At 71.0% G+C, this 26,425-nt stretch carries 28 protein-coding genes and 1 riboswitch; of the genes, 14 read left to right on the top strand and 14 right to left on the bottom strand.

The window, feature by feature from the left end; translation table 11 throughout:
* The first annotated feature begins 100 nt into the window (after nt 1–100).
* The 6 genes from ABIC28_RS10295 to ABIC28_RS10320 all read left to right on the top strand — a co-directional run bounded on the left by ABIC28_RS10295 (nt 101) and on the right by ABIC28_RS10320 (nt 4,712).
* Complete coding sequence (locus tag ABIC28_RS10295; RefSeq protein ID WP_097212873.1) at nt 101–835, top strand: RDD family protein; 735 nt, start codon at nt 101–103, stop codon at nt 833–835.
* A 30-nt stretch (nt 836–865) separates the two neighbouring features.
* On the top strand, nt 866–1,288 hold the full coding sequence (locus ABIC28_RS10300; RefSeq protein WP_245221061.1) for a DUF2752 domain-containing protein: 423 nt from the start codon (nt 866–868) through the stop codon (nt 1,286–1,288).
* A gap of 201 nt (nt 1,289–1,489) precedes the next feature.
* Complete coding sequence (locus tag ABIC28_RS10305) at nt 1,490–1,687, top strand: hypothetical protein (protein WP_097212874.1); 198 nt, start codon at nt 1,490–1,492, stop codon at nt 1,685–1,687.
* 64 nt (nt 1,688–1,751) lie between these two features.
* Nucleotides 1,752–2,408, top strand: coding sequence for a GntR family transcriptional regulator (locus ABIC28_RS10310; protein ID WP_209927762.1), 657 nt, complete (start codon nt 1,752–1,754; stop codon nt 2,406–2,408).
* A 98-nt stretch (nt 2,409–2,506) separates the two neighbouring features.
* Entirely contained in the window at nt 2,507–3,682 is a 1,176-nt protein-coding gene (locus ABIC28_RS10315; RefSeq protein WP_245221819.1) for an MFS transporter, read from the top strand.
* 103 nt (nt 3,683–3,785) lie between these two features.
* Nucleotides 3,786–4,712 (top strand): barstar family protein, encoded by a 927-nt coding sequence (locus ABIC28_RS10320; protein WP_354578703.1) that lies wholly within the window; start codon nt 3,786–3,788, stop codon nt 4,710–4,712.
* Between the two features lie 74 nt (nt 4,713–4,786).
* On the opposite strand, the gene ABIC28_RS10325 is transcribed toward ABIC28_RS10320, so the two are convergent.
* Together ABIC28_RS10325 and ABIC28_RS10330 are read right to left on the bottom strand one after the other, a co-directional pair.
* Complete coding sequence (locus tag ABIC28_RS10325; RefSeq protein WP_097212977.1) at nt 4,787–6,124, bottom strand: M1 family metallopeptidase; 1,338 nt, start codon at nt 6,122–6,124, stop codon at nt 4,787–4,789.
* A 2-nt stretch (nt 6,125–6,126) separates the two neighbouring features.
* Nucleotides 6,127–10,017 carry a Pls/PosA family non-ribosomal peptide synthetase gene (locus ABIC28_RS10330; RefSeq protein WP_354578705.1) on the bottom strand — a complete coding sequence of 1,297 codons (3,891 nt, stop codon included), beginning with the start codon at nt 10,015–10,017 and terminating at the stop codon, nt 6,127–6,129.
* 257 nt (nt 10,018–10,274) lie between these two features.
* Here ABIC28_RS10330 and ABIC28_RS10335 point away from each other — a divergent pair, with 257 nt between their 5' ends.
* The 3 genes from ABIC28_RS10335 to ABIC28_RS10345 all read left to right on the top strand — a co-directional run bounded on the left by ABIC28_RS10335 (nt 10,275) and on the right by ABIC28_RS10345 (nt 12,574).
* Nucleotides 10,275–10,979, top strand: a complete 705-nt coding sequence (locus ABIC28_RS10335) for a YciI family protein (RefSeq protein ID WP_209929120.1) — start codon at nt 10,275–10,277, stop codon at nt 10,977–10,979.
* Nucleotides 10,980–12,197, top strand: coding sequence for an RNA polymerase sigma factor (locus ABIC28_RS10340; protein WP_354578707.1), 1,218 nt, complete (start codon nt 10,980–10,982; stop codon nt 12,195–12,197).
* A gap of 86 nt (nt 12,198–12,283) precedes the next feature.
* Nucleotides 12,284–12,574 (top strand): DUF1905 domain-containing protein, encoded by a 291-nt coding sequence (locus ABIC28_RS10345; RefSeq protein WP_097212881.1) that lies wholly within the window; start codon nt 12,284–12,286, stop codon nt 12,572–12,574.
* A 10-nt stretch (nt 12,575–12,584) separates the two neighbouring features.
* Here the strand turns inward: ABIC28_RS10345 and ABIC28_RS10350 are convergent, their stop codons facing one another.
* The 4 genes from ABIC28_RS10350 to ABIC28_RS10365 form a co-directional block, all read right to left on the bottom strand.
* Entirely contained in the window at nt 12,585–13,244 is a 660-nt protein-coding gene (locus ABIC28_RS10350; protein WP_354578710.1) for an SDR family oxidoreductase, read from the bottom strand.
* 86 nt (nt 13,245–13,330) lie between these two features.
* A complete protein-coding gene (locus ABIC28_RS10355; RefSeq protein WP_097212883.1) occupies nt 13,331–13,804 on the bottom strand; it encodes an iron chaperone in 474 nt (157 codons plus the stop codon).
* Between the two features lie 67 nt (nt 13,805–13,871).
* On the bottom strand, nt 13,872–14,090 hold the full coding sequence (locus ABIC28_RS10360; RefSeq protein ID WP_097212884.1) for a hypothetical protein: 219 nt from the start codon (nt 14,088–14,090) through the stop codon (nt 13,872–13,874).
* A gap of 56 nt (nt 14,091–14,146) precedes the next feature.
* Complete coding sequence (locus ABIC28_RS10365) at nt 14,147–14,503, bottom strand: VOC family protein (RefSeq protein ID WP_097212979.1); 357 nt, start codon at nt 14,501–14,503, stop codon at nt 14,147–14,149.
* A gap of 177 nt (nt 14,504–14,680) precedes the next feature.
* Between ABIC28_RS10365 and ABIC28_RS10370 the strand changes: the two genes are divergently transcribed.
* On the top strand, nt 14,681–17,482 hold the full coding sequence (locus tag ABIC28_RS10370; RefSeq protein ID WP_354578713.1) for an ATP-binding protein: 2,802 nt from the start codon (nt 14,681–14,683) through the stop codon (nt 17,480–17,482).
* Between the two features lie 20 nt (nt 17,483–17,502).
* Here the strand turns inward: ABIC28_RS10370 and ABIC28_RS10375 are convergent, their stop codons facing one another.
* The 3 genes from ABIC28_RS10375 to ABIC28_RS10385 all read right to left on the bottom strand — a co-directional run bounded on the left by ABIC28_RS10375 (nt 17,503) and on the right by ABIC28_RS10385 (nt 20,344).
* A complete protein-coding gene (locus ABIC28_RS10375; RefSeq protein ID WP_097212886.1) occupies nt 17,503–18,120 on the bottom strand; it encodes a LysE family translocator in 618 nt (205 codons plus the stop codon).
* Between the two features lie 42 nt (nt 18,121–18,162).
* Complete coding sequence (locus ABIC28_RS10380) at nt 18,163–19,194, bottom strand: oxidoreductase (RefSeq protein WP_354578716.1); 1,032 nt, start codon at nt 19,192–19,194, stop codon at nt 18,163–18,165.
* Nucleotides 19,195–19,270: 76 nt separating this feature from the next.
* Nucleotides 19,271–20,344, bottom strand: a complete 1,074-nt coding sequence (locus ABIC28_RS10385) for a Glu/Leu/Phe/Val dehydrogenase family protein (RefSeq protein ID WP_354578718.1) — start codon at nt 20,342–20,344, stop codon at nt 19,271–19,273.
* A gap of 295 nt (nt 20,345–20,639) precedes the next feature.
* Here ABIC28_RS10385 and ABIC28_RS10390 point away from each other — a divergent pair, with 295 nt between their 5' ends.
* The 4 genes from ABIC28_RS10390 to ABIC28_RS10405 all read left to right on the top strand — a co-directional run bounded on the left by ABIC28_RS10390 (nt 20,640) and on the right by ABIC28_RS10405 (nt 23,277).
* Nucleotides 20,640–20,921: a hypothetical protein gene (locus ABIC28_RS10390; RefSeq protein WP_097212889.1), complete on the top strand. Its 282-nt coding sequence runs from the start codon at nt 20,640–20,642 to the stop codon at nt 20,919–20,921.
* A gap of 134 nt (nt 20,922–21,055) precedes the next feature.
* Nucleotides 21,056–21,171: riboswitch (SAM riboswitch) on the top strand.
* A 47-nt stretch (nt 21,172–21,218) separates the two neighbouring features.
* A complete protein-coding gene (locus ABIC28_RS10395; RefSeq protein ID WP_209927749.1) occupies nt 21,219–22,493 on the top strand; it encodes an aminotransferase class V-fold PLP-dependent enzyme in 1,275 nt (424 codons plus the stop codon).
* 9 nt (nt 22,494–22,502) lie between these two features.
* Complete coding sequence (locus ABIC28_RS10400) at nt 22,503–22,595, top strand: putative leader peptide (protein WP_354578721.1); 93 nt, start codon at nt 22,503–22,505, stop codon at nt 22,593–22,595.
* Nucleotides 22,596–22,641: 46 nt separating this feature from the next.
* The gene (locus tag ABIC28_RS10405) at nt 22,642–23,277 is read left to right on the top strand and encodes an LLM class oxidoreductase (RefSeq protein WP_097212891.1); all 636 of its coding nucleotides are present in this window, start codon (nt 22,642–22,644) and stop codon (nt 23,275–23,277) included.
* Between the two features lie 64 nt (nt 23,278–23,341).
* Here ABIC28_RS10405 and ABIC28_RS10410 read toward each other — a convergent pair whose 3' ends face one another.
* The 5 genes from ABIC28_RS10410 to ABIC28_RS10430 form a co-directional block, all read right to left on the bottom strand.
* The gene (locus tag ABIC28_RS10410) at nt 23,342–23,878 is read right to left on the bottom strand and encodes a winged helix-turn-helix domain-containing protein (RefSeq protein WP_077043011.1); all 537 of its coding nucleotides are present in this window, start codon (nt 23,876–23,878) and stop codon (nt 23,342–23,344) included.
* Between the two features lie 121 nt (nt 23,879–23,999).
* Nucleotides 24,000–24,551: an NADH:FMN oxidoreductase DszD gene (gene dszD, locus ABIC28_RS10415; RefSeq protein ID WP_077043010.1), complete on the bottom strand. Its 552-nt coding sequence runs from the start codon at nt 24,549–24,551 to the stop codon at nt 24,000–24,002.
* A 64-nt stretch (nt 24,552–24,615) separates the two neighbouring features.
* Nucleotides 24,616–24,687 (bottom strand): putative leader peptide, encoded by a 72-nt coding sequence (locus ABIC28_RS10420; RefSeq protein ID WP_354578845.1) that lies wholly within the window; start codon nt 24,685–24,687, stop codon nt 24,616–24,618.
* Between the two features lie 41 nt (nt 24,688–24,728).
* Nucleotides 24,729–25,202: a YbaK/EbsC family protein gene (locus tag ABIC28_RS10425; protein WP_077043934.1), complete on the bottom strand. Its 474-nt coding sequence runs from the start codon at nt 25,200–25,202 to the stop codon at nt 24,729–24,731.
* A 61-nt stretch (nt 25,203–25,263) separates the two neighbouring features.
* Complete coding sequence (locus ABIC28_RS10430) at nt 25,264–26,310, bottom strand: ABC transporter permease (protein WP_373560272.1); 1,047 nt, start codon at nt 26,308–26,310, stop codon at nt 25,264–25,266.
* Nucleotides 26,311–26,425: the final 115 nt, after the last annotated feature.

Consider the following 26,425-nt stretch of genomic DNA (forward strand, 5'->3'; position numbering starts at 1 on the left):
GTAGCCCCCGCGAACCGGACGGACAAGGAACGTGGCCGAATGTCGTTCGGGGCTATGGTTTGGGAAGTGAACCACCACCCTGCGGACAGGAAGTGGCGCCATGTCGGACCCGAATCAGCCCCAGCAACCCGATCCCGCGCAGCCAGGCCCGCCGCCGGGTCCTCCTCCGCCCCAGCCCCAGTACGGCCAGCAGCCGCCGCAGTACGGTCAGCCGCAGTACGGTGCCCCGCAGTATCCGCCGCCGGGCCAGCCGCCCTACGGTGCCCCTCAGTACCCGCAGCAGCCGGGCTATCCGCCGCCGGGCCAGCCCTACGGCGGTCCGCCGCCGCCCGCCTATCCGTATGCCTCCTGGTGGTCTCGGGTCGGCGCATATCTGCTCGACCGGATCGTGGTTCCGCTGCCGGGCTACCTACTCGCGGGCCTCGGGGCATTCATCGCGTTCAAGGACGCGAGATCGGTCACGACCACCTACTCGGGCGACTACTACTACGACTCAGACAGCGAGCTCACGAACGTCAACGGCGTCGGTATCGCCATCATGGTGGCCGGCATCCTGCTTGCGCTCGCGTTGCTGGTCTGGAACATGGTGTTCCGGCAGGGCAACACCGGGCAGACGCTCGGCAAGAAATGGCTGAGCATCTCGGTGGTCCGCGAGGCGGACGGACGCCCGCTCGGCCCGGGCATGGCATTTGTGCGGTGGTTGCTGCTGTGGATCCTCGGCGACCTCTGCTTCCTGAACTTCTTGTGGCCGCTGTGGGACCCGCGGCACCGGTGCTGGCACGACATGCTGGTCACCTCGGTCGTGATCAAGGGCGCGGTGACCGCACCGCAATGAGAGTGAAAGTGACGCGATGACGGTGACCCGATGACGATGACCAAGCCGGAGACCCGGGCCCGCTCGCTGCGCGCGCCGCTCGCGGTCGCGGCGGCGGGCCTCGGCGCGGCGACCCTGCTGTACCTGCGGGACCCGCACCGCGCGGGTGCCTACGGCTTCTGCCCGTTCCACGTGATCACCGGCTGGTGGTGCCCGGGCTGCGGTGGGCTGCGCGCGGTGAACGACCTCACCCACGGGGATCTGATCGGGTCGCTGTCGAGCAACGTGCTGATCCTGCCGCTGGTCGTGGTGCTGGTGGTGGCGTGGATACGCTGGCTGCGGCGGCGATGGGGCGGAGTCGACGACCGGATGATCGTGCTCGGCCGGTCTGCCACGGCAGGGATACTGGTGGTGTTGGCGGTGTTCACCGTGGTGCGTAACACCCCGTGGGGAGCGGTGCTCGCCCCGACGTGACGGCGAGGCGGTCCTCGCGCCGACCTGACGATCGACGAACTCGACCCGGAGGTTCCGATGGCAATGCAGATCTTCTCGCTGATCGTGCTCGTCGGCGCGCTGGTCGTGCTGATCCCGATCGCGCGTCGGGTGTTCCGCAAGCACGACGACTGATTCGGCGCGTCCGGTCGACAGGGCGGCTGCTCTGGTCAATGCTCAGCTATGGCCGATTCGCTGAAGGACCGCGTCCGGGAGAAGCTGTTGCGTCAGATCGCCGAAGACGGCGGCTATCCCTCCGAGCGCGGCGAAGGCAACGATCCGCGACTGGTCGCGCTCGACGACGACCTGGCCGCATTGGATGAGGCGCTCGACGACGATCCCGTGATCGAGCACCTCGCGGCCAAGTATTGGGTCCCGTAAACCCGCACTCGAAACACGACCCCACCTGCGGTGGTACCGCGAGCGGTCGGTATAAATACATCTTGTGTCTAAGTTGCATTCGGCGGCGGAGGTCGTCTACCGCGAGGTGAAGGAGCGGATCCTGTCCGCCGCGCTGCCCGGTGGTGAGCTGATCAGCGAGGGCGAGATCGCCGCCGAGATGGGCACCAGTCGCACCCCCGTCCGCGAGGCCTTCCTCCGGCTCGAGGCCGAGGGCTGGATGCGGCTCTACCCCAAGCGCGGGGCGCTGATCGTGCCGGTCGCCGACGGCGAGGCCGAACACGTCGTCGCCGCGCGCAGGCTCGTCGAGACGGACGCCGTCCGGACCGTCACCGGCCACGAGACCGCCAGGACCGAGCTGGTCGCGGCCCTGCGCGCGAACCTCGTCGGCCAGCGCGAGGCGGCGGCGAGCGGGGACGTGGACGGCTTCAGTGGCCTCGACGCCGACTTCCACGGATTGATCGTGCGCGCGGGCGGCAACCCGCTGCTCGTCACCTTCTACGCAGGCCTGCGCGAGCGGCAGCGCCGGATGACCGCTCGCTCGCTGGCCAGGGACCCACTGCAGCTGGCGTCGATCATCGACGACCACACGGCGCTGGCAAACCTGGTCGAGGCGGCGGACGCCGACGGCTACGACGCCGCCGTGACGGTGCACATGCGCCGCGTGCACGGCCTGCCGCTGCTGCAGGCCGGTGCCCGATGAGCGTGCGGACCGACCTCGCGGCCGAGACGGCACCGGCCGCGAACGACGGCCGTTCGCGGAAACGGGTCGTGGCGCCGTGGGCGCTCGTGTCCGCGGCGATGTTCGCCGTCGCGTGGGGCGGCAACGAGTTCACCCCGCTGCTGGTGATGTACCGCCTCGACCACGGCTACTCCCCGGTCGTGGTGGACAGCTTCCTGTTCGCGTACGTGTTCGGCATCGTGCCCGCCCTGCTCATCGGCGGCCCGCTGTCCGACCGGCTCGGGCGGCGGCCGGTGATGCTGCCCGCTCCCTTCATCGCGGCGGCCGGCTCGCTGGTGCTCGCCACCGGCGCCGACAGCTCCGCGCTGTTGGTCGCGGGCCGCATCCTCAGCGGCGTCGGCCTCGGCATCGGCATGGCGGTCGGCGGTAGCTGGCTCAAGGAACTGTCGACGTCGCCGTGGGATCGGCGCGCGGGCACGGGTGCCGGAGCCAGGCGTGCGGCCATGAGCCTGACCGCGGGGTTCGCCCTCGGCGCCGGGGTCGCGGGTGTGCTCGCGCAGTGGGCGCCGTGGCCGAGCGCGCTGGCGTACCTGGTGCACATCTCGATCGCGGCGGCGGCGGGGGTCGCGCTGTTCGCGGCGCCGGAGACCCGGCCCGCGGTCCCGGCCGACCAGCGGGTACCGCTGCGCGAGGACCTGCGGATCCCGGCCGCGGGGCACCTGCGGTTCCGGTACGTCATCGCCCCGCTGGCGCCGTGGGTGTTCGGCTCGGCCAGCTGCGCCTACGCGGTGATGCCCGCGCTGATGGCCCCGCACAGCGGCGGTCGCCCGGTCGCGTTCTCGGCGCTGCTCTGCGTGGTCGCGCTGGCCGCCGGGTTCTCGATCCAGGCCGTGGGCAGGCGCATCGACACCCCGCGCAGCGCAAGGGCAGTCGCCGTCGCGCTGGCGATCCTGGTGGTGGGCATGACCGTCGCCGCGGTCGCCGCCGACCGGCTGACGGTCCCGCTGGCGCTGGCCGCGGCCGTCGTGCTCGGCGGTGGCTACGGCATGGCGCTGGTGTCCGGGCTGCAGGAGATCCAGCGGATCGCGCGCCCCGACGACCTCGCCGGGCTCACCGCGGTCTTCTACTCGCTGACCTACATCGGGTTCGCGGTGCCCGCGGCGATGGCGCTGTGCGTGCAGGTCTGGCCGACGGTGTTCAGCTACCCGATGCTGTTCGTGATCGGCGCGGTGGTCGCCGCCGCGTCCCTGGTGCTGGTACTGGCCAAGAGCCGATCGCACCTGCCGACCCGCTGATCGTCGGGTGGCGAGCTGGGTGAGGGCGGCGCGGCCACACCGACCTGTTCAGCGCCGTGCCGACGCGCCTTGGCCGGACCGACCACTCCTCTACGATTCGTGCATGCCTCGCGGTCCTGTCTTCGACCCGCTCGATCGAGAGCTCTTCGACACACAACGGCAGCGCTTCGACTGGAGCCTGTTACAGAACGGATCCGTCTACAGGTACGACACTCGATTCGGGCTCGACTGCGCTTCTAGGCGACTCGACGAACTCGGTTACCTGGTCCATCGGATCGATCTGCAGCACAGCACCACCGTCGTCGACGTCCACGCGGCGTTGGCCGGTGCACTGTCGTTCCCCGCTTTCTACGGCAAGAACCTCGACGCCTTCAACGATCTGATGTACGACGTCGGCGAGTTCCGATACGGCAGCGACCCGGACACCGCCGGCACAGTCCTCGCCCTTGCCGGCTACGACGCCCTGGTGAACCTGGACCGCCGGACGGCAGATGTGCTGCTGACCATTTTCGCGAAGCATGCGCGCCTGGCGGCGCTCTTCTCGCACCCGATGCTGTGCATCGTCGAATCGACCGCCCACGATCTCGGTCCCGTCAATGGACGACCGGTCCAGACCGGGAGTCTCTGGGACACACCACCGAGTTCCTGGCCGATCACAGCGAAGGAGATCGTCGAGTTCGAATTCGAAACGACCAACGCTGACGCCGCGGGGATGATCGAGGTCATCGCGTCCACGCTCGAGGAGCGCGTTGGCGGGTGGGCGAGGTGGCAGATCCTCGACCCGGTCCAACTCGACGGTTCAGCTGAGCATCTCGCAGAACCGCAGCGACGGCGTTGCGATGTGGTCGTGTCGGTGGGTGTGCGAGGGGAGGGCGACCTCGTTGAGATCGACGAGGACATCTATCGGGCTTTGGATCATGCAGGCCTGAGAGTGGGTTCTTCAAGCGGTTCGGGCTACCCCTTCGGTGCGGAGAGGGAGCGTGTTCTCGGTAAGTACAGCGAGCTGCGCGATCTGTCCGAGGATCAGTGACTGGTCAGGATTGAGCCACCCTCGACCTCCGCGGGCGATCCGCAGCGCTGCGGTTCCATCAACAACTCGTGCGGCTAGGGCATCGCCTTCTGGAACAGCCACGCGTCCCACAGCGGGCGCAGCGAGCGATCGGTGTAATGCGCTGCCAGGTCGGTGAATTCCTCGGTGGTGACGGTGCCGTGGCGGTGCTTGGCGGTCCACTGCCGGAGCAGGTCGAAGAAGGCCCCGTCGCCGAGCGCGGTCCGCAGCGCGTGCAGGGTGAGGGCGCCGCGCTTGTAGACCCGGTCGTCGAACATCAGCTCGGGCCCGGGGTCGCCGAGCAGCACGTCGTACGGCAGCCCGGTGAGGTTACGGTGCGCCTGGGTGGCGATCTCCTCTGCCGACGGTCCGCCCGAGTTCTCCGACCACAGCCATTCCGCGTAGCACGCGAAGCCCTCGTGCAGCCAGATGTCGCGCCACGACCCCAGCGTCAGGCTGTTGCCGAACCACTGGTGTGCCAGCTCGTGCGCGACCAGCCGTTCCGCGCTGCGCCTGCCGTCGCAGTGGTTCGCGCCGAACACCGAGATGCCCTGCGCCTCAATGGGGATCTCCAGTTCGTCGTCGGTGACGACGACGGTGTAGTCCGCGAACGGGTAGGGCCCGAACAGCCGGACGAAGGTCTCCATCATCTGCGGCTGCCTGCCGAAGTCGTGCTCGAACGCCGTCCGCAGCCGGGGCGGGAGCACCGCGTACATGGGCAGGCCGTCGTGATCGGCGTGCCTGCGCTCGTAGTGCCCGATCTGGATGGTGGCCAGGTAGCTGGCCATCGGCTCGGTCTGCTCGTACACCCAGGTGGTGTGGCTGGCCCGGACCTGCTTGCGCACCAGCGCGCCGTTCGCCAGCGCGAAGTACGGCGAGTCCGTGGTGATCGAGATCTGGTAGCTGGCCTTGGAGCCCGGGTGGTCGTCGCAGGGAAACCAGGACGCGGCGCCGTTCGGCTGGCTGGCCACCAGCGCGCCCTCGGTCAGCTCCTCCCAGCCCACCTCGCCCCAGAGGCTGCGGATCGGCCTCGGGGTGCCCGCGTACTGCACGGTGACCGACAGCGCGCCGCCCGCCGGGATCGCATGCGCCGGGGTGATCGTCAGCTTCCCGTGCTGGTGGGTGTATTTCGCAGGCCTGGCGCCGTTGACCGACACCTTCGACACCGACAGGCTCTGCGACAGGTCGAAGGCGAACTTCGTCCGGATCTCCGTGGTGGCGGCCGTGATCGACGCCTTGCCGGACAGCCGGTTGCCTGCCACCTTGTAGGTCAGGTCCAGCTCATAGCGCGACACCCGATAGCCGCGGTTGCCGACGTGCGGCAGGTACGAATCGAGCGGTTCCTCGTAAAATTTGCCGGCACCGCCGGCGGCGAACTTCCCTGGCTTGACCATCGTCACGCCCACGGGGTGATCGGGTTGCCCTGCCAGCGGGTGTTCGGCGGCACCGTGTCGCCGCGCATCACCAGGGACGCGGGGCCGACCGTGGCGCCGTCGCCGATGCCTGCCGCGGGCAGCGCGACGCAGTGCGGTCCCAGGGTTGCTCCGTTGCCGAGGGTGACGGTGTCCATGGCCATGATCCGATCATGGAACAGGTGGGTTTGCACGACGCAACCCCGCTCGACGGTCGCGCCGTCGCCGAGGGTCACCAGGTCGGCCTCTGGGAGCCAATAGGATTCGCACCAGACGCCGCGGCCGATCGTCGCACCCATGCCTCGAAGGTAGACGGTGAGGACGGCGGTGCCGGTGGCGGCGCGCGCGAACCAGGGCGCGGCGACGGTCTCGACGAACGCGTCCGACACCTCGTTGCGCCACACGAAGGAGCTCCACAGCGGGTGCTCCACCTTCCGGATCCGCCCGACGACGAGCCACTTCGCCACGATCGAGGCGGTGCCCGCCACCGCGCCCGCGACCAGCAGCACGATCCCGCTGAACAGGGCGGCGAACCAGAAGCCGATCGCGCCCGCCATCGCCTGCAGCGCGAACAGCACGCCGAGGCCGATGCCGAAGGTGATCATGACCGGGATCAGCCGGCACGTCTCCACCACGGCCCTGGCGATCTTGAGCCGCAGCGGCGGTTCGAACGTCCGGGAGGAGTCGGTGTCGTTGGCGGACCGGCGCAGCCGCACCGGCGGGCTGCCCAGCCACGACGAGCCGGACTTGGCCTTGCTCGGCGCCGCGGACAGCACCGCGACCAGACCGTTCTTCGGGACCCGCCGACCGGGCCCGGCCATCCCCGAGTTGCCGAGGAAGGCGCGCTTGCCGACCTTGGCCTCCTTGATGTGCAGCCAGCCGCCGCCGAGCTCGTAGGAGGCGACCATGGTGTCGTCGGCGAGGAACGCGCCGTCCGCGACCGTGGTGAACTTCGGCAGCACCAGCGCCGTGGAGATCTCGGTGTTCTTGCCGATGTTCGCGCCGAGCAGCCGCATCCAGACCGGGGTGAGCAGGCTGGCGTACAGCGGGAACAGCAGGGTCCGCGCCGAGTCCATCAGCCGCTCGGTCGCCCAGACCTGCCATCCGACGCGACTGCGCACCGGGTGGTAGCCCTCGCGAAGGCCGATGCCGAGCGCGCGGACCGCGATCAGGGTCAGCGCCGCGAACACGGCGAGCGTCAGGATCGTCGCGGCGGGCAGCCAGGCGAGCGCCAGGACCACAGCGGCGCCGAGGTCCGGGGTGTCGCGGACGCCCCAGCCGATCAGCGCGATCCCGGCCGCGAGCGCGAAGATCGGCATGCCTGCGATGACGACGGAGGTGAGCCCGAACACCGGCACCCACTTGGTCGCCAGCGGCGGGCGCTCGGTCGGCCACGGGTGGGCGGCCTTGCCGACCTTCACGGCGGGGGAGCCGGCCCAGCTCTGCCCGGCCTTGACCCGCCCTGTCACCGCCGAGCCGGGCGCGACCTCGGCGTTCTTGCCGACGCGGGCGCCGGGCAGCAGCGTGGAGCGGGCCCCGATGGCCGCGCCCGCGCCGATCCGGATCTCCCCGATGTGCACCACGTCGCCGTCGATCCAGTGCCCGGTCAGGTCGACCTCCGGCTCCACCGAGCAGCCGTCGCCGAGCACGAGCATCCCGGTCACCGGCGGCAGCGTGTGCAGGTCGACGTCGCGGCCGACGGTCGCCCCGAGGGCCCGCGCGTAGTAGATCATCCACGGGGCGCCGGACAGGTTGGCCGCGCCGCTGGCCTCGGTGAGCCGGTGCGCGACCCACAGCCGCACGTGTTCGCTGCCGCCGCGCCGGTAGGTGCCGGGGCTGAGCCCCCGCAGCAGCAGCCGGCACCCGGCGACGGAGATCGCCATTCGGCCGATCGGGGTGATGAAGGCGACGAACGCGGCCAGCAGCACCCACCAGGACACGGTCGGCGCCCACGGCACGTCGGTGAACAGGGCGAAGACGTTGTTGACGATCGCCAGCCAGGTCACCCACTGCAGCCCGGTCAGGGTGGTCAGCGGGATGGTGAGCAGGATCTGCGCGAGCTGGGTGGACCGCGGGGTCGGCTCGACGTTCCTCGGCTCCGCGGTGACGCTCGGGGCGAACTCGTCGAGGAACCCGGCCAGCGAGCCGAGCCGCGGATGGTCGTACACCTGGGCGACGGTGACCTCGGGGAAGCGTTCCCGCAGCGCGGTCACCACCTGGGCGGCGGCCAGCGAGCCGCCGCCGCTGGCGAAGAAGTCGTCGTCGGGGCCGGTGATCTGCGCGCCGAGGATCGACGCCCACAGCCCGGCCACCCAGGCCGCGGTGCCCTCGAGCCCGGCGGCCTCGGCGGCGTCCCCGGCGCCCGCGCCCGGCAACGGCCACGGCAGGGCCGCGCGGTCCACCTTGCCGGAGGTGCGGGTCGGCAGCTCGTCGAGCAGGGCCAGCCTCGGCACCAGCGCCGCGGGCAGGCGTTCGGCGAGCAGCTCCCGGGCCGCGGCGACGTCGAAGTCGGGGTCGGTGCTGGCCAGGTACCCGACCAGGATCGAGTTCCCGGCGGCGGTCTTGCGGACGGCGGCCGCCGCGCCGCTCACCCCGGGCAGGTTCTGCAGCGCGTTGTCCACCTCGCCGAGCTCGATGCGCCGACCCCCGAGCTTGACCTGGTCGTCGGCGCGCCCCTGGAACAGCAGCCCCTCCAGCTCGAGGCGGACCAGGTCGCCGCTGCGGTAGGCGCGGTCCCAGCCGAGCGAGGGCATCGGCGCGTACTTCTCCGCGTCCTTCGCCGCGTCGAGGTAGCGGGCCAGGCCGACCCCGCCGATCACCAGCTCGCCGACCTCGCCGACCGCGACCGGGTTGCCCTCGCCGTCGACCACGGCCAGGTCCCAGCCGTCCAGCGGCAGCCCGATGCGCACCGGTCCGGTGCCGTCCATCAGCGCGCCGCACGCGACGACCGTGGCCTCGGTCGGGCCGTAGGTGTTCCACACCTCGCGACCGTCGACCGCGAGTCGTTCGGCCAGCTCAGGTGGGCAGGCCTCGCCGCCGAAGATGAGCAGCCGCACCGCCTCGAGCGCCTCGGCGGGCCACAGCGCGGCCAGTGTGGGGACGGTGGAGACGACGCTGACATCGCGCGAGACCAGCCACGGGCCCAGGTCCATGCCGCTGCGGACCAGCGCGCGGGGCGCGGGCACAAGGGTGGCGCCGTGCCGCCAGGCCAGCCACATCTCCTCGCAGGAGGCGTCGAAGGCCACCGACAGCCCGGCGAGCACCCGGTCGCCCGGCCCGATCGGCGCCTGCTGCAGGAACATCCGGGCCTCGGCATCGACGAACGCCGCCGCGTTCCTATGGCTGACCGCGACGCCCTTGGGTGTCCCGGTGGATCCCGAGGTGAAGATGATCCACGCGTCGTCGGCGACGGTGGGGACCCGCGGCGCGGGCGGGTCCTCGCGCTCGGGGGCGGTGCCTGGCTCGATGGAGTCGCCGGTGATGATCGCGGCGACCTTGGCCTCGCCGAACACCAGCTCCGCCCGCTCGTCGGGGTCGTCCGCGTCCACCGGCACGTAGGCGCCGCCCGCGGCGAGCACCGACAGGATCGCCACGTACAGCGAATACGAGCCGGACGGCATCCGGATGCCGACCCGGTCGCCCGCGCCGACCCCGGCCTCGCCGAGCTGCTGCGCGCCGCGGTACATCTCCTCGAGCAGTTCGAGGTAGGTCAGGGTGGTGGTGCCGTCGTCGATGGCGAGGGCCTCGGGGTTGGTCTCGGCGGTCGCGATGACGATGTCGATCAGGGTGCGTGGCGCGGGAGCCAGCGACGACCGAAGGTACTCGGTCGGGATCAGCTGGGATCGGTCCGTTTCCGGTTGGGACTGCAGTGGCACCCGGATTTCCTGTCTGAGTCGGCTGATTGTCGAGTCGTTATCTCATGACAAGTTTGCTAGCTGGTGAACTCGTGGACGAGCGCGGCACGCAGTGGAGGGGTATCGGGGCCTGCGCAACGACGGAAATTGCCGCTGAGACATGCGAGCAGACTACGCCCGAAAAATTCTCCGGCCGTGGTGTCGTATCCGGGGTGGCGCCTTCGTCGCCTGGGTAGAGAGGCTTCCCGGCCCCTCACCCACACGGAAGGATGACAACCATGTACTACCTGGCATTGCTGGCGGGCGAGGAGAACGGTGCGGCGTCGACCCCGGGGACCCCGGAGTTCGGGGATGCAGTGGCCCGGCACGAGAGGTTCTGGGAGGCCGCGGGCACCGCGCTCGTCGGTGGCGGCGCGCTGTACCCGACCGCGGAGGCGGTCACGATCCGGCACGAGAACGGCGGCACGCTCGTCACGGACGGCCCGTTCGCCGAGTTCTCCGAGGTCGTCGGCGGGTTTTATGTGCTCGAGGCCGACGATCTGGACGCGGCGCTGGAGCTGACCCGACAGATTCCGGACGCCTCGGAGGGATTCGTCGAGCTGTGGCCGATGGTCTTCTGGCGGCTGGAGGACGAGCACGCCGGGTGCTATCTGGCGGTGCTGCGCGAGCCGGCGGGTGCGGCGAACACGCCGGGGTCGGCGGAGTGGGACGAGGGCATCCGGGCGCACGGCCGGTTCGGGGAGTTCGCGGGGCAGGCCCTCCGCGGCGGTGGCGCGCTGCACCCGCCGTCGTCGGCCACCACGGTCCGCGTCCGTGACGATGAGTTGCTGCTGACCGACGGACCGTTCACCGAGGCGGCCGAGATCGCGAACGGCGTCTACCTGCTCGCGGCCGCGGACCGGGAGGCGGCGACGGCCCTCGCGGCGCGCATCCCGCTCGGCCCCAAGGGCTGCATCGAGCTGCGGCAGATCGTGGACGAGTAAATGCACGTCGACCCGGTGTTTCGGGCGGAATCGGGCCGCGCCATCGCGACGGTGGCGCGGCTGGTCGGCGATCTCACGCTGGCCGAGGACGCGGTTCAGGAGGCCTTCGCCGAGGCGATCCGGAGCTGGCCGCGGACCGAGATGCCAGAGAACCCGGGCGCGTGGATCACCACGGTCGCGCGCAACCGCGCGCTGGACCGGCTGCGGCGGGAGTCGTTGCGGGGCAACAAGGAGCTCGACGCCACGCGGCTGTTCCCGCCGACGGAGGAGGAGGTGTGGCCGGTGCGGGACGATCAGCTTCGCCTCATCTTCACGTGCGCGCACCCCGCGCTGGCCCCGCAGGCGCAGGTCGCGTTGACGCTCCGCCTGGTCTGCGGCCTGACGGTGGCGGAGATCGCGCGCGCATTCCTGCAGCCCGAGCCGACGGTGTCACAGCGGCTGACCCGCGCGAAGAGCAAGATCCGGACGGCCGCGATCCCGTTTCGCCTGCCGCCGGAACACCTTCTCCCGGAGCGCGTTCCGCAGGTGCTCGCGTGCATCTACCTCGTCTTCACTGAGGGATACTCGGCGACCTCGGGGAGCTCGGCGATCCGTGACGAGCTGTGTGAGGAGGCGATCCGGCTGGGTCGCTTGCTGTGCGAGCTGATGCCCGACGAGCCGGAGGCGTGGGCGCTGCTCGCCCTGATGCTGTTGCAGGACAGCCGCCGGGGAGAGCGGATCGCCGCCGACGGTGCGGCCCGGCCGCTCGAGGAGCAGGATCGCTCACGGTGGGATCGCGGCCGGATCGAGGAGGGGATGCGGTCCCTGGCCGTGGCCCGGCATTCCACGGGCCAGTACTTCCCGCAGGCGGTGATCGCGGCCGCGCACGCGGGCGCACCGAGCTGGGACGCGACCGAATGGGCGGTGATCGTCGCGGCCTACGAGCGGTTGCTCGAGCTGACCGGTTCGCCGGTGGTGGCGGTGAACCGGGCCGTGGCGGTGGGTTTTCGGGACGGGCCCGAGCGGGGCCTTGAGGCTCTGGACGCGGTCCCCGACGATCCGCGGCTGGCCCGGTTACGGGTCCCGGCCCGGGCCGACCTGCTGCGCCGGATGGGCCGGACCACCGAGGCCGAGGACGCCTACCTCGCGGCGTTGGCGTTGGCGGGCAACGAGACGACCGAGCGGTTCCTACGGCGCCGGCTCGAGGAGGTCCGTGCGACCCCCGCGGACCGGAGCTGACTGCCGGGCGGACCGCGGGTCGATGAGTTTCCGTCTGCTCGGCCGTCTACATCGGTAGGCGCCGGCAGAGGCCTCAAAGGAGGACGATGATATTGGAGGCGGAATTCACCGCGACCATGCGCAAGAGCGCGAGCAAGGGTGGCTGGACGTATGTGCTGTGGCCGGAGTCGGTGACGTTCTTCGGGACCAGGGGATTGGTGAAGGTCCGGGGCACGATCGACGGCTACCCGTTCCGGAGTTCGTTCATGGCGATGGGCGACGGAACGCACAAACTGCCGGTCCGCGCCGACATCCGGCGGGCGATCGGCAAGGGCGAGGGGGACACCGTGACGGTCCGGCTCATCGAGCGGATCGATCAGGCGGGCTCCGGTTCCTGAGGCCGCGCGGTCATTTCGCGGTGAGCGAGTCGAGCGCGTCGTCGATCGGGGTGTCGCCGGTGTTGAAACCGATGAACCGGCCGATGGTCGCCGGCCTGAGCAGCACCGCCGCCGCCACCCGCGCGACGTCCTCGCGGGGCACCGTGCCCGACTCGAGGCCAGGCCCCACCTCGATCCGACCCGTGCCCGCGTCGAGGGTGAGCGTGCTGGGACCGAGGATCGTCCAGGCGAGGGCGGTGCCGCGGAGATGGTCGTCGGCCGCGGCCTTGGCCTCCGCGTAGGGGAAGAACGAACTGTCGCGCGGGACGCCGTGATCGGCCCGGGCCCCGAAGTAGGACACCATCACGTACCGGTCGACGCCTGCGCGGGCGGCCGCGTCCATCGAGCGGATCGCCGCGTCGCGGTCGACGGCGTAGGTGCGGGTGGGGTCACCGCCGCCGGCACCGGCCGACCACACCACGGCGTCGTGCCCGCGGATCAGCTCGGCGATCCGGTCCGTGTCGAGTCCCTCGACATCGGCGACGACGGCGGTGGCGCCGGTCTCCTCGACGTCCTGGGCGTGCGCTGGATTGCGGATCAGGGCGGTGACCTCGTCGCCCCGGCCGGTGAGAATCCGCGAGAGCTGCCGGGCGATCTTGCCGTGACCGCCGATGATGACGACGCGTGCCATGCTGGTTCCTTCCGTCGGTGCCGCTGCCAGTACAGCGCGTCGGTCCGGCCCCGCGCAACGGAACGCGGGGCCGCCTCGTTCGGTCCTCAGCCCGCGGCCTTCTTCACCAGCTCGCCGATCCTCTCCGCGTCGGCGTCGGTCAACGTGGTCAGGGCGAAGGCGGTCGGCCACATGGTGCCGTCGTCGAGGTTCGCGGTGTCGTTGAAGCCGAACGTCGCGTACCGGGCCTTGAACTTCTCCGCGCTCTGGAAGAAGCACACGACCTTGCCGTCCTTGGCGTAGGCGGGCATGCCGTACCAGGTCTTCGGCGCGAGGTCCGGCGCGTTGGCCTTGACGATGGCATGAATCCGTTCGGCCATGACGCGATCGGATTCCGCCATCGCGGCGATCTTCTCGAGCACGTCCTTCTCCCCGTCCGCCTTGGCATTGCGGGATCCGCGACGGGCCGCCGTCTTCAGTTCCTGGGCGTGCTCTTTCATCGCGGCACGTTCTTCGTCCGTGAACCCGACCGCGGACTTGGACTTCGCAGTGGTGCGTGTGGTCGATTTCTGAGCAGTCATCGCCTTGATTCCTCCGTGTGAGTGATGGTGAGGACGAAATTGATGCTAGGGAGCAGATGCACCCGAGTCACTGCACGACGAGGGTGCGCCGCGCGCTGCGCCGGGTGTACGGCAGCACGAACAGGTAGAGGCCGCTGAAGAGCAGCACGGCCAGCGGGAGCAGCGGCAGGTAGGAAAACCAGATGGCGGCCTTCATCGACACCGCGACCGTGGCGACGATGACGGTGACCGTGAAGACGATGGCCGTCCAGCGGTGGATCTGCCGAAAGCTGTTGTTCGAGTTCATGGGGACTCCTTGGGGAGATGAGCGAGGGGGCGCCGAGCGCGGCAGCGGGGCGGGACTCAGCGGTCCTGGATCAGCCCGAGGACGTTGCCGTCGGCGTCGGTCACGGTGGCCACCAGGCGGCCGCCGCCGACCTCGTTCGCGGCTTCCTTCACGATGGCGCCCGCGGCGGTCAGCTCGGCCAGCTTCGCCTCGATGTCCGGCACGTGCCAGTAGGCCACCGGTCCGGTCATGCCCTGCGGTCCACCGCCCGGCACCAGCCCGATGTGCTGGCCCTCGGCCTCGAAGCCGACGTAATAGGGCGAGTCGGTCTGCGGCTCCACGCCGAGCAGCGCGGCGTAGATCGTCTTGGCCGTCGCCAGGTCGGATACGGGATGCAGCACGGTCTTGATTCCCTGGGTGGTAGAGCTGGTCATGGTCACTCCTGAAGTTGGGGTGGATCGGATGTGTCACAACCATCGCTCTCGGTGGGGCCACTCCACATCCGTGGTGACCACGGAACCGTCCACGGAAAGGGGGCACGGATCGTCCGTGCCCGACACGGAGAACGTCCGAAGGTGCTGAGGGCGAAGCGGATACTGCAAGATGAGCCCATGATGGCGACGGTGGAGATCTCCGCTCGGGAAGCCGAGGTGCTCGCGTTGGTGGGGGAGCACCTCAGCAACGCCGAGATCGGCGCGCGATTGTTCATCTCGGTGCGAACCGTGGAGAGCCATGTCTCCTCGCTCCTGCGCAAGCTGGAGGTTCCGGATCGGCGGGCGCTCGCCCAGCGCGCGTCCGAGCCGGCGCACACCGATCGGTCGCACCCGGCGCCGGTCCTGCCCGCACCGCTGACCTCGTTCATCGGCAGGAAACTGGAACGGGCCGAGCTGACTGCGATGGTCAAGAACGATCGGCAGGTGACCGCGGTCGGCCCCGGCGGAGTCGGCAAGACCCGGCTCGCGTTGGCGGTCGCCGCCGAGCTGGCCGAGGAGTACTCGGACGGGGTGTGGTTCGTCGACCTGGTACCCATCACCAGCCCGGACATCTCCGTGGTCGCCGGTACGGTCGGCCTCGCACTCGGTCTCGGCGAGCAGCCCGGCCGTGGCATGGACGAGTCGGTGCTTGCCGCGCTGGCCGACCGTCACGCCTTGCTGGTGCTGGACAACTGCGAACACGTTCGGGACGGGGTGGCACTCTTCATCGAACGGCTGCTCGCGGCGTGTCCACGAGTGACGGTGCTGGCGACCAGCCGGGCTCGGTTGATGGTGCCCTTCGAACGGGCGTACACGGTCCCGCCGATGTCGTTGACCGGTGACGGCGAATCGGACGCGGTCGCGTTGTTCATGGATCGCGCGGCGGCGGGCGGCTGGCCGCCGAATCATGCTCTGCGGGAACAGGTTGCCGCGTTCTGCGGGGGTTTGGACGGGATGGCGCTTGCGATCGAGCTGGCCGCGGCCCGCTGGACCACTCTCGGGCTGGACGGACTGAGCGACGGATTGTCCGACCAGCTCCGGATGCTCGCGGGCGGAGCCCGCACGGATGACCGGCACCGCTCGGTGCGGGCGGCGCTGGACTGGAGCCACGCCCTGCTGGAGCCGGACGATCGAGTGCTGCTGCGCCGGTTGTCGGTGTTCATGAAGTCGTTCACCGTCGCGGCGGCGGCGGAGGTGACCGCGTCGGAGAAGGGCGTCGTCGCGGATGGGCTGGCCCGGCTCGCCGAGCAGAGCCTGCTGGTGGTGATCGCGTCACCGACCGGGACCCAGTACCGGGCGCTGGAAACCATCCGCCAGTACGGGATGGAGCGGCTCGTCGAGGCCGGTGAGCGCGACGAGGTCCGGTCCCTGCACCTTCGCTGGTGCCTGGCCGAGGCGGCCGACCTGGCGGTGGTCCGGGCGGACTGGCGGGCCCGATTCGACGCGGTGGCCGACGATCTCCGCGCCGCCCTTGCGTGGGTGGCCGACCGGCCTGCGCAGCGCGCGGAGGCGTACGGCCTCGCCCGGCAGCTGGCGGAGCTGACCTTCACCCGTCACCTGATCGGCGAGTCCCAGCAGCGCTACGAGCAGGCGGCCGCGCTCGCGGACGAGGCGGTCGCCGCCTCGATGTTCCGGCAGGCCGCTGCGGTGGCCGGGTGCCGGATGCGTGGTGACGACATGTACCGACTGAACCGGGCGGCCGCGGACGCGGCGAAGCGAGCCGGGGACACCGCAGGCGCCGCCGCCGACCTCGCGACCGCCGCCACGAACGCCTACCGGTTCGCGAGCAAGTTCGTCCGGACCCTGCCGCCGGAGGAGGCGATCGCGCTCATCGCCGAGGCGAGGGAGCTGGCGGGCGATGACCAGGCCGCCGAGGCCGCGGTGGCGCTTGCCGAGGCCGGGAGGGGTCTCACCGAGGCGTTCGGTGCCGCCGAGGGCGCATCCGACGACGCGGTAGCGGAGACGATCGCCCGCGCCGAACGGGCGGTCGAACTCGCCCACCGCACGGGCGACCCCCTCGCCGAGTCCGCCGCGCTCGACACGCTCACCGGCGCCCAGAGCTGGGCCGGTGACGCGTTCGCCGCCGCGGCCACGGCGCGGCGCCGGATCACGCTGCTCGCGTCCGCGCCGCCAACTCCGACCGGCACCCACGAGCTGATCGACGCGCTCGGTGAGGCCACCGAGGCCGGACTCGGCGTGGGGGACCTGCCGGGTGCCCGCCGGTGGGCACGGCAACTCGCGGATCATCCGATGCTGGTCGAGGTCGGCCATCGTGCGACGAGCCAGCTGTTGGTGGCCGACGCGTTGGCGGGCAATGTCGACGAGGTACTGACCCGCAGCGCACGGTTCCTCGAGGCGTGGCAGCGGTCCGGCAGACCGACCGGATCGGTTCTCGGTGCGGCGGTGGCCGGTGTGGGGATGATCCACGGCCTACGCGACGACGACGGTGCGCGGCGCGAATGGGCGGAGGTCATGGATCAGCTCGCCACCCCGGCGGAACATGCCTACGGCTACCGGGCGGTCTACGACTCGATGCTGTTGCTGCACAACGGAGATGCGGGCGAGGCGCTGGAGCGGATGGCGCCGGAACCCGGCGAGGTGTGGAGATGGGTCACGTGGGTCTGGCTGCACTGGTACGTGGCGCTGCGCGCCGAGGCCACCGTGCTGACCGGCAGCCCCGATGCCGCCGATCGCCTGGCCGAGGCCCGGACAATCGTGGCGTGCAACCCCGTCGCCGGGGCCATCGTGGAGAGGGCTGAAGCGATGCTCGCCCGGGACCGGGAGCGTCTGCTCGCCACGGCGGATGCGTTCGACGCCGCCGGTTGCCGCTACCAGTCGGCGCGGACCAGGGTGCTCGCAGGCGGCGACCACGCCGACCGCGGGGCGGCCGCGCTCGCCGATCTCGGTCTCGCCCCGATGGCCACGCCCCGGCCGTCCTGACCGAGGCGGGTCCGCTTCGGTCAGGAACCGCCGGCGGAGGCGAGGGTGCCGATGCCGAGGGCTGCGAGGATTCCGGCGCTGACGGTCTCCAGTCGCTGGGTCACCTTGGGCCTGCGCAGCAGCGCGACCAGGCGTGACGCGGCGACCGCGAAGGCGCCCATCACCACCAGCGCCACGACGGCCTCGACCGCCCCGAGGGTCATCGCCGAGCCGAAGGTCACCTGGTCGAGGAACTGCGGGACGACGGCGAGATAGAACAGGCCCATCTTCGGGTTCAGGGCGCACGAGAGCATCCCGGCGCCGAACGCGGATCCGGTCGAGGCCGCGACCGGTCCCGTCGCCGCGGGTCCTGCCGCCCGCCGCCGGAGCAGGGCGCGGACCCCGAGGTAGAGCAGGTACAGCCCGCCCGCGATCTTGACGACCCGGTAGGCGGACGCGGACTGCTCGAGCAGTGCCGCGACGCCGAGGGCCACCACCACCGCCCAGAACAGGCTGCCGATGGCCACCCCGATGGCCGCGGCGACGCCAGGGCGGATGCCGCCGATGCTGTAGCGGAGCACCAGGAACGAGTCGGGTCCCGGCATGAGCGCGAGCAGCAGGCAGACGCCCGCGAAGCTGAGCAGGGTGGCGGCGGTCATGGCGACAGGAAACCGCGGATCAGGACGCGAATCAAATCGGCGTCATGGGCGCAGCGCCGCGAAGTCGGCACCGGTCATCTCGACGGACAGCTCCCACAGTTCCCGCGCCAGCTCGGGATCCCGCGCGCTCTGGCTGCGACCGCACCGGGTCACGGGTCCGCGCATGCCGCGCAGACCCTCTGGGCCCAGGTAGTCGCCGTTCTCGACGTCGGGCATCGTCGCGCCGTAGAGCTGGCTCAGCGCGCCGTCGGCCTCGCTGTTGACGACGATCCGCATGCCCAGCCGGGTGAGCGACGCGAGTCCGGGGATCGGCGGCAGCATCGAGTCGAAGAGGTTGGTCGCGGCCACACCGGGGTGCGCGCCGATCGAGATCAGCGGGCTACCCGCGGCCGCGGCCCGCCGGGCGAGCTCGGCGCTGAAGATCAGGTTCGCGAGCTTGGACTGCCGGTACGCGGCCATGCGCCCGTACGGGCGTCGGTCGAAGTTCGGGTCCTCGAGGTCGATGGTCCCGCCGTAATGCGCGATGCTCGCCAGGGTGACCACCCGCGGTGCCTCGGCCCGCAGGAGCAGCGGCAGCATCGCGTCGGTCAGCGCGAAATGGCCGAGATGGTTGGTGCCGAACTGGGTCTCGAACCCGTCGGCCGTCGTGCCCTTCGGGATCGCCATCACCCCGGCGTTGTTGATGAGCACGTCGACGGACCCCACGGCCGCCGCGGTCTCGGCGGCCGCCGCCCGCACCGAGGCCAGGTCCGACAGGTCGAGCCGGACCAGCACGTGTTCGGCGGCGGATCCGGCGGCGCGACCCGCCGCCCGGACCGATTCCAGCGCGCTCGCGGCGCGCTCGAGGTCGCGGCAGGCCAGCACCACTCGGGCGCCCGCGCCCGCGAGCGTGGTCACGGCCTGCAGCCCGAGACCGTTGTTCGCGCCGGTGACCATGATCGTCCGGCCGCGCTGGTCGGGCAGGTCCGCCACCCCGAACCGCGGCTTCACGAGCGGCCGCCGGGCCGCGCGCCCGGCCTCGATGACCGGGCCGGGGTCCCGTCGGTGGGATTCGGGCGGCTCGGATTCGGGCATGGCTTCTCCAGACGTTGCGGCGCGGTCCTCGTGCCCGACCCTACGGCCGACCGCGCCACCACGCCCGGAGATGCGCTCAGCCGCGACCGAGTCGCTCGTCCGCGGCCGCGTGTGCGGCGGCCAGCGGGGTGATGCCCGCGCGCTCGGCCCGGTCGAACAGCTCGCCGAGGGTGCTGCCGATGAGATTCACCCGGGCCAGGACCTCGTCGTAGCCCCGGTTCTCGCCGTCGGCCAGGATCGCGAACAGGGCGCCGCCCGCGTTGGCGACGAAGTCGGGTGCCCACAGGATCCCCATGGCGGCCAGGCGATCCGCGCCGTCCGGGCGCGCGAGCTGGTTGTTGGCCGGACCCACGACCGCGCGGCAGTCGAGTCCGTCGATCACCTCGTCGGTGAGCACACCGCCGACACCGGCAGGGACGAAGAGGTCCGCGGGCACGAATGGGGCGTCCTCGGGCCGGACCCACTTGGCGCCGATCTCCTCGGCCAGCGCCCGCTTGCCGAGATCGATGTCGCTCACCGTGAGGACCGCGCCCTCCGCGGCGAGCGTGCGTGCCAGCCGAGAGCCGACCTGTCCGAGCCCGCTGATCGTGACCCTCAGGCCCGCGAGGCCGGCGCCGGGGAAGGCCCGATCGACCGTCGCGCGCAGGGCGGAGTAGACGCCGACCGCGGTGGGCTCGGCCGGTTCGCCGATTCCGCCCGCGGCGGTGGGCAGGCCGAAGACGTGCGCGGTCCGTTCCCGGACGATCTGCATGTCGGCCGCGCTGGTGCCGACGTCCTCGGCGGTCCGGTAACTGCCGCCGAGCCCGTCGACGATGTCGGCCAGGTCGAGCATGGCCGCGCGGCGCCGGTCCCCGTCGAGGACCTCGCCCGGCGCCAGGGCGATGACGGACTTGCCGCCGCCGGTGTCCAGGCCCGCGACCGCACACTTGAGGGTCATCGCGGCGGACAACCGGAGCGCGTCCTGCATGCCGTCCTGCCAGTTCGGGTACTGCCACACCCGGCAGCCGCCGAGCGCGGGTCCCAGCCGGGTGGAGTGCACGGCGACGGTGATCGGGAGGCCCGAGCGCGCACCGGCCTCGAGGGCGACGTGTTCGTGGTCGAAACCGCCGTGCGGGGTGCGGGTGACGGGTCGGGCTTCCAGGGTGGTCATCGTTGACGTCCTTCCGATAGCTGGGCTGGGTGGCGCTCAGAGCAGTGTCGAGGTGCGCTGTGTGTTGCCACTACAGTCGATATGGCTGGCAGAACAGTCAATAGTGAGATTTCTGGCTGATCGCAGTGATCAGTAGGCGGGGGTGACGCGGGTCACTTGTGTGACGTAGCGCTCAGTTGTCCACCGATCGGTGGACCCGAGGTTCCACCGGCGGACCCGCCGATCGGCGGACAGACACGAGCGGCGCCCCCGACGAGAGTTGATTGCGTACCCGAACCCCAGGAAAGGGAATCGCATGACGACAACACAGGCGCCGCTGCAGCTCCGGAGGGTTCTGTTCATCGGAACCCCGGCGGCCTTCGTCGAGGCCGAGCGGTGGGTCGCGGCGCACGGTCTGGAGTCCACGCGGACGCTCGGCGACGACCTGCTCGTCGCGATCGCCACCGAGGACGTGCTCGACGGGATCTGCTCGGCCGCAGACGCGGCGGCGGTGCAGCACGTGCGCGCGCTGGGGGTGCCGTGCGTCGGGGTGGCTCCCACCGTGCCGGTGTTGTCCCTCGCGGCCTATCTGATCTGAACCAAAGGGGCTGCACACCACGGTATTCCATACGAAACAGAAGAAGCCATCGGGCGTCAGGGGCCGGCTCGCGGATCACGCGAGCCGGTCCTTGCTGTTGACAACCCGCGGACCGAACTGCCATCCTCGCCGTAGGTCATGAGTGCCAGCAGATAGCCCCGGCTTGCTGGCCGGCAACCCTCCACCGCGGTGGGGTGCCCCGGGTGACGACCTGGCTGTGGTCCAACACCGGACCCGGCAAGCGCGGGCTCGTTGTCTTCCACAAGCACACGGGTCCCTGAAACCGAGGGATGTCTGATGACTGCTGTTCTCACCGCCACCGCCACCGCCGTTCGCTCCGACGAGCGTTGCACCGACCGGCCGTTCGCCGAGGTCTCCGGGGCCGACCTGACCGTCCCGCTTTCCGGCGGCGGGACCTGCACCTACGCGAACTTCGACTACGCGGCCAGCGCGCCAGCGTTGGCTCAGGTCACCGCGCGGGTGCAGGAGTTGCTGCCGTACTACGCCAGCGTGCACCGGGGTGCCGGGTATGCCTCGCAGGTGTCCACCGCCAGCTACGAGGGAGCCCGCGACGTGGTCGCCGGGTTCGTCGGGGCCCGGTCCGACGACGTGGTGGTGTTCACCAGGAATACCACCGACTCGCTGAACCTGCTCGCCGGCTGTGTGCCCGGTGAGACCGTCGTCCTCGACATCGAGCACCACGCAAATCTGTTGCCCTGGAAGAAGAACGGGGCGCGGGTCGTCCGGTCCGCGGACACCGTAGCCGAGACGGTGGAGCGGATCGTCGCCGAACTGTGCAGCAAGCCTGCCGCGCTGCTCGCCGTCACCGGCGCCTCCAACGTGACCGGCGAGGTACTGCCGATCGCCCGGCTCGCCGAGGTCGCGCACGCCTGCGGGGCGCGGATCCTCGTCGACGGCGCCCAGTTGCTGCCGCACCGGCGGGTGGACATCGCCGCGCTCGGCGTCGACTACCTGGCCTTCTCGGGTCACAAGCTGTACGCGCCGTTCGGGGCGGGCGCGCTCATCGGCAGGCGGGACTGGCTGGATGCCGCCGAGCCGTACCTGGTCGGCGGCGGCGCCACCCGCGACGTCTCGGCGGAGGGCGTCGACTGGGCGCAGGCCCCGCAGCGGCACGAGGCAGGCACCCCCAACGTGCTCGGCGTCGCGGCGCTGGCCGCGGCCTGCACGGCATTGGCAGGCCTCGACGAGGAGGCGTCCGAGCTGCACGAGCGTGCCCTGTGCGCTCGGCTCGTCGACGGGCTGCGCGGCATCGACGGCGTCGAGCTGCTCCGGATCTGGTCCGACTCGCCGGATTCGGTCGGCATAGTCACCTTTGCCGTCGACGGATTCGCGCCCCGCGAGGTGGCGAGCTACCTCTCGGACCGGCACGGCATCGGGGTCCGCGACGGCCGGTTCTGCGCGCACCCGCTGCTGGCCCGGCTCGGCAGGCCGGACGGCGCGGTCCGGGCGAGCCTCGGCCTTGGCAGCCACGCCACCGATGTGGACCGGCTGGTCGCGGCGCTGCGGGAACTGGTGGACGGCCGCCGCCCCGCCATCGGCCTCGCCGGGTAAACTCGCGCCATGGCACCCGTGACGACTGTGGCGACTGACGCCCGGTGGTGCCGTCGGCATGTGGATCTCTGCCGTACCGCGTCGGGCATGTGTCTGGGCTGAGCTCGCCCCCAGCTCATCAGCTCGCACGCATCTCTCGAGGAGACCCATGTCCATCGATTCGTCTTTCCGTACCCGGCCGCTGCACGTCGCGGTCGAATTGTCCGGCGCCGGTCACCACCCCGCGTCCGCGGCGCACACCGACTTCCGGATCCCGCTCGGGCTCACCGACTACTGGGTAGACCTGACCGCACCCGCGGACCCCGACGCGCAGCTCGATCTCGCCGCGATTCCCGGCACCGTCGTCCGCATCCGAGCGCACGACCTCCGCGGGGCGCAGCAACAGCGTGACCGGATCCGGGCGGACGCCGCGGCCGATGGCCGGGACCCGGACTCGGTCACCGTGCTGCTCGACGTCGAGGTGCTCCTCGGCGATGATTCACGTTCCGCGCGAAGGGAACTGGCGCTGCTCGACGGTGGGCTCCGGGGTGTCCGGGTGCCCGATTCGATCTCCTATGTCGGGACGGCATCGGGCCTGGCCGGGCTCATCGCCGACATCCGCGCGGCGGGGGTCGCCGACGGGGTGACCCTGCTGCCGCTGGTCCTGCCCCGAGTGCTCGACCGCGTGGTGGACGACGTGCTGCCACTGCTGCACGAGCGCGGCGTCACCCGCCCGTCGGCGGCGCTCGGCGAGGTGCTCGGGCAGTTCGGGTTGACCTCTGGCAGAAGCATTCTCGCGTCATAGCGGGTATCCGACGGCGGGAGCCATCGTCCGGTCGCACCGGTCGATGGCTCCCGCCGTTCGTCGGTCAGGCCGCCGCGGTTTCGGTGATGATGCGGACCCGGGGGTCGGGATCGAAGCGGTAGCCGGTGCCGCGGACGGTGGACACCAGCCAGCCGTAGCGCCCGAGCTTCATCCGGACCCGGGAGACGTGGACGTCCACGCTGCGCCCCGCCCGTTCCCGCTCGCCGAGGGTGCCGCTCAGCTCGAGCAGCCGACGCCTGGAGACCACCACCCGCGGCCGCCGGGCCAGGTGGGACAAGATCTCGAACTCGGTGTGGCTCAACGAGACCGGCTCGCCGCGGGTGAACACCTGCCGGGCCGGGAGGTCGATGACCAGCGGAGCGTCGATGGCCGTCGGCTTCGGGAGAGCGGCGGCAGGCGCAGGCGCGGTGTCCATCCGGGCCCGGGTGCTGACGCCGGGGAGGAGCTCCTGCGCGGTCGCGCGGAGTGCGTTGGCGAGGGCGACCAGCTGCTGCCGGTCGGTGGATCCGGTATTGCTGAACTGCAGGGTGAGGATCAGGTCGGGATTCGAATCCCGCTGTCCCAGTGCGGAATCAACCATGGGTAACTCCCAATTTCGAGTGTGTTGGTGTGCGCCGGTCGTGGTCAACGACAGCTGCGACACTCACTCCGAACGGGGGAGATGACGGTGGAGGTGGGCATGGTGGTGTTCGCCGCCGGGATCATTCGCCGAGCGGGGTCGGACGGAAGTACCGGCCGTCGTGGTACAGCAGGGGAGCCGCTGCCGCCTCCGCGTCGTCCTCGTCGTGCACGCGCGTGACCAGCCCGATCACCAGCGTGTGGTCGCCGATCGGGATGAGCTGGTGGACGGTGGTGCGCAACCAGATCGGTGTGCCGTGCAGCACCGGCTCGCCGGTTTCGAGGCGCTTCCACAGCGATTCGTCGGCGAAGCGCTGGTCGGCGCTGCGCGAGAAGCGCTGGGCGAGGTGCTGCTGGTGTTCGCCGAGCAGGTGGATCACCAGCGAGTCCGCTGCGTGCAGCGCCTTGATGCTCGAGGAGTTGTGCGCGATGTTGAACGAGACCAGCGGCGGGTCCAGCGAGATCGATGCGAAGGAGGTGGCGGTGAAGCCGACCGGGCCCGCCCCGGCGTCGAGCGTGACGATGGTGACGCCCGCCGGGTAACGGCGCATCGCCGCCCGATACTGGTCGGCGGTGATGCCGATCGGGTCCTCGGGGGTGGCCGCGTTGGGCAGGTTCTCGAGTGGCTGTGACAACGGATTCTCCGGATCTTCGGCTGCGTGAGAAGCACGCACTAGGGGTGCGTGCCGACGAGTCGGATCAGCGCGGACACCGGCTCGCGGAGGTGCGGCACAGGTCGACGTGTCGGCGGCTCCACACTCCGTCAGTCACTTCGCCTCCAGGGATCTGTTTCGCCCACTATAAGACCCGGGTCAGTCGACGTCGATGGCCAGCCCGGCCGTGATGCGGAGCAACTCGGAGAAGGTGGTGCGGAACACGGTCGCGGGATGGCCGGCCGCCGCCCACAGCTCGGGGTACTGCGCGAGCGCCGCGTCCACGTAGGTGGGCAGGTTCGTCGGGTGCCCCACCGGGGCGACGCCGCCGATCGGCTGGCCCGTCACCTCCCGGACCGTGTCGGCGGGTGCCCGGGTCAGGGTGCCCTCGAGTCGCTTGCCGGTGTGCTCGATGTCGACCCTGTGCGCGCCGGAGACCAGCAGCAGGATGGGGTCGTCGTCGAGCAGGAACACCAGCGACTTCGTGATCGCGCCGACGTCGACCCCCAGCGCGGCGGCGGCCGCCTCCGCGGTGTGGGTCGACTCGTCCTGGGTGACCACCACGCCGTGATGGCCACGGGAGATCAGGACGCGCGCGACGTGGGCGGCGTTCGGGTGCAGGAGCCTGGCCATGCCCCACAGTAGGACCGGCGCGGCGGCCGCGCACGGCATCCGGGCCGACGTGTCGCGGCACTCACGCCGTTGCGGGTGCGCGCCTGCTGGTTCTGGCGGCGAAGCCGAGCATCAGTGCGACCCCCACCACGGTGTAGATGGCGAGCGTGACGATCGGCTGGCCGACTCCGGTGCCCTGGAAGTAGACGATCGACCGCACCCCCTCGGTGCCTGCCCCCGGGGTGATCCAGCGCCCGATGGCGGCGTAGAAGCCCGGCAGCACATTGGAACCGAAAGCGCCTCCTGCGCTCGGGTTCCCGAGCACGACGAAGATCAGGATCGCCAGCGGCACTGCCAGGATCCCGACGGCCGCCCGTAGCCCCATGGTGAAGATGCCCGTCGCGAAGACCACCCCCGCGCCCAGGAGTGAGAGCGGCAGCAGGTGGCCGGTGAAGGTGCCGAGCAGGTGCGTGGTGATGAGCGCGCCGAGGAATCCCGAGACCGCGGCGTATCCGGCCATGATCGCGATGTGCTTGCCCGCCTCGCGCAGGGTGCTCGGTGCACCGATGAGCAGTCCGATGGCGGCGGCGAGCAGGTAGCCGCCCACCACCCAGCCGAGCGAGAGGTAGAAGCCGGACAGGCCGCGGTTGTCGTGCACCGCGACCGGCACCTCGTCGCGGACGACGAACGTGCGGTGCTTGACGGTGTCGACCTCGGTGAAGATGCCCTCGAGCGCGGTCGCGGCCGAGCTGCCCGCGGCGTTGGCGGTAATGAGGGTGTCGGTGCCGGCGGGGCTGATGACGTAGGCGCCCATGATCTCGCGGTCCCGGATCAGCGAGCGCGCCTCGTAGGTGTTCGCCGCCGTGCGCGCCTCGACCGGGTGGCCGTCGATGCCGTTGAGCTCGTCGGTGACCTGCTGGCCGATGCCGTCGGGCAGTCCGGACTCGGTGACCACCGCGATCGGGATGTCGCGCGGGGTCGGCTGGTGGAACGCGGCCACGTAGCTGGTGATGAAGCCGAGCTGCAGCAGCAGCACGCCAAGGACCACCGCGACCATGATCTGCCGCGGGCTGTAACGGTCGGTCGGGCTGGTGGACCGGTGCGGTTCGGTGGTGGTGGTGGTCGTCATGGCTTCCTTGCTCTCGCGGCGCGTCCTTGCCGATACTCTCGGTATTGAATACCGTAGGTATCGTGAACGAGGTAGGTCAAGGGAGAGCTGCGTCACCGCCGGGCCCGCTCGCCCG

This window comes from Rhodococcus sp. PvR044 (assembly GCF_040548995.1).
Taxonomy (GTDB): domain Bacteria; phylum Actinomycetota; class Actinomycetes; order Mycobacteriales; family Mycobacteriaceae; genus Rhodococcus_G; species Rhodococcus_G oryzae.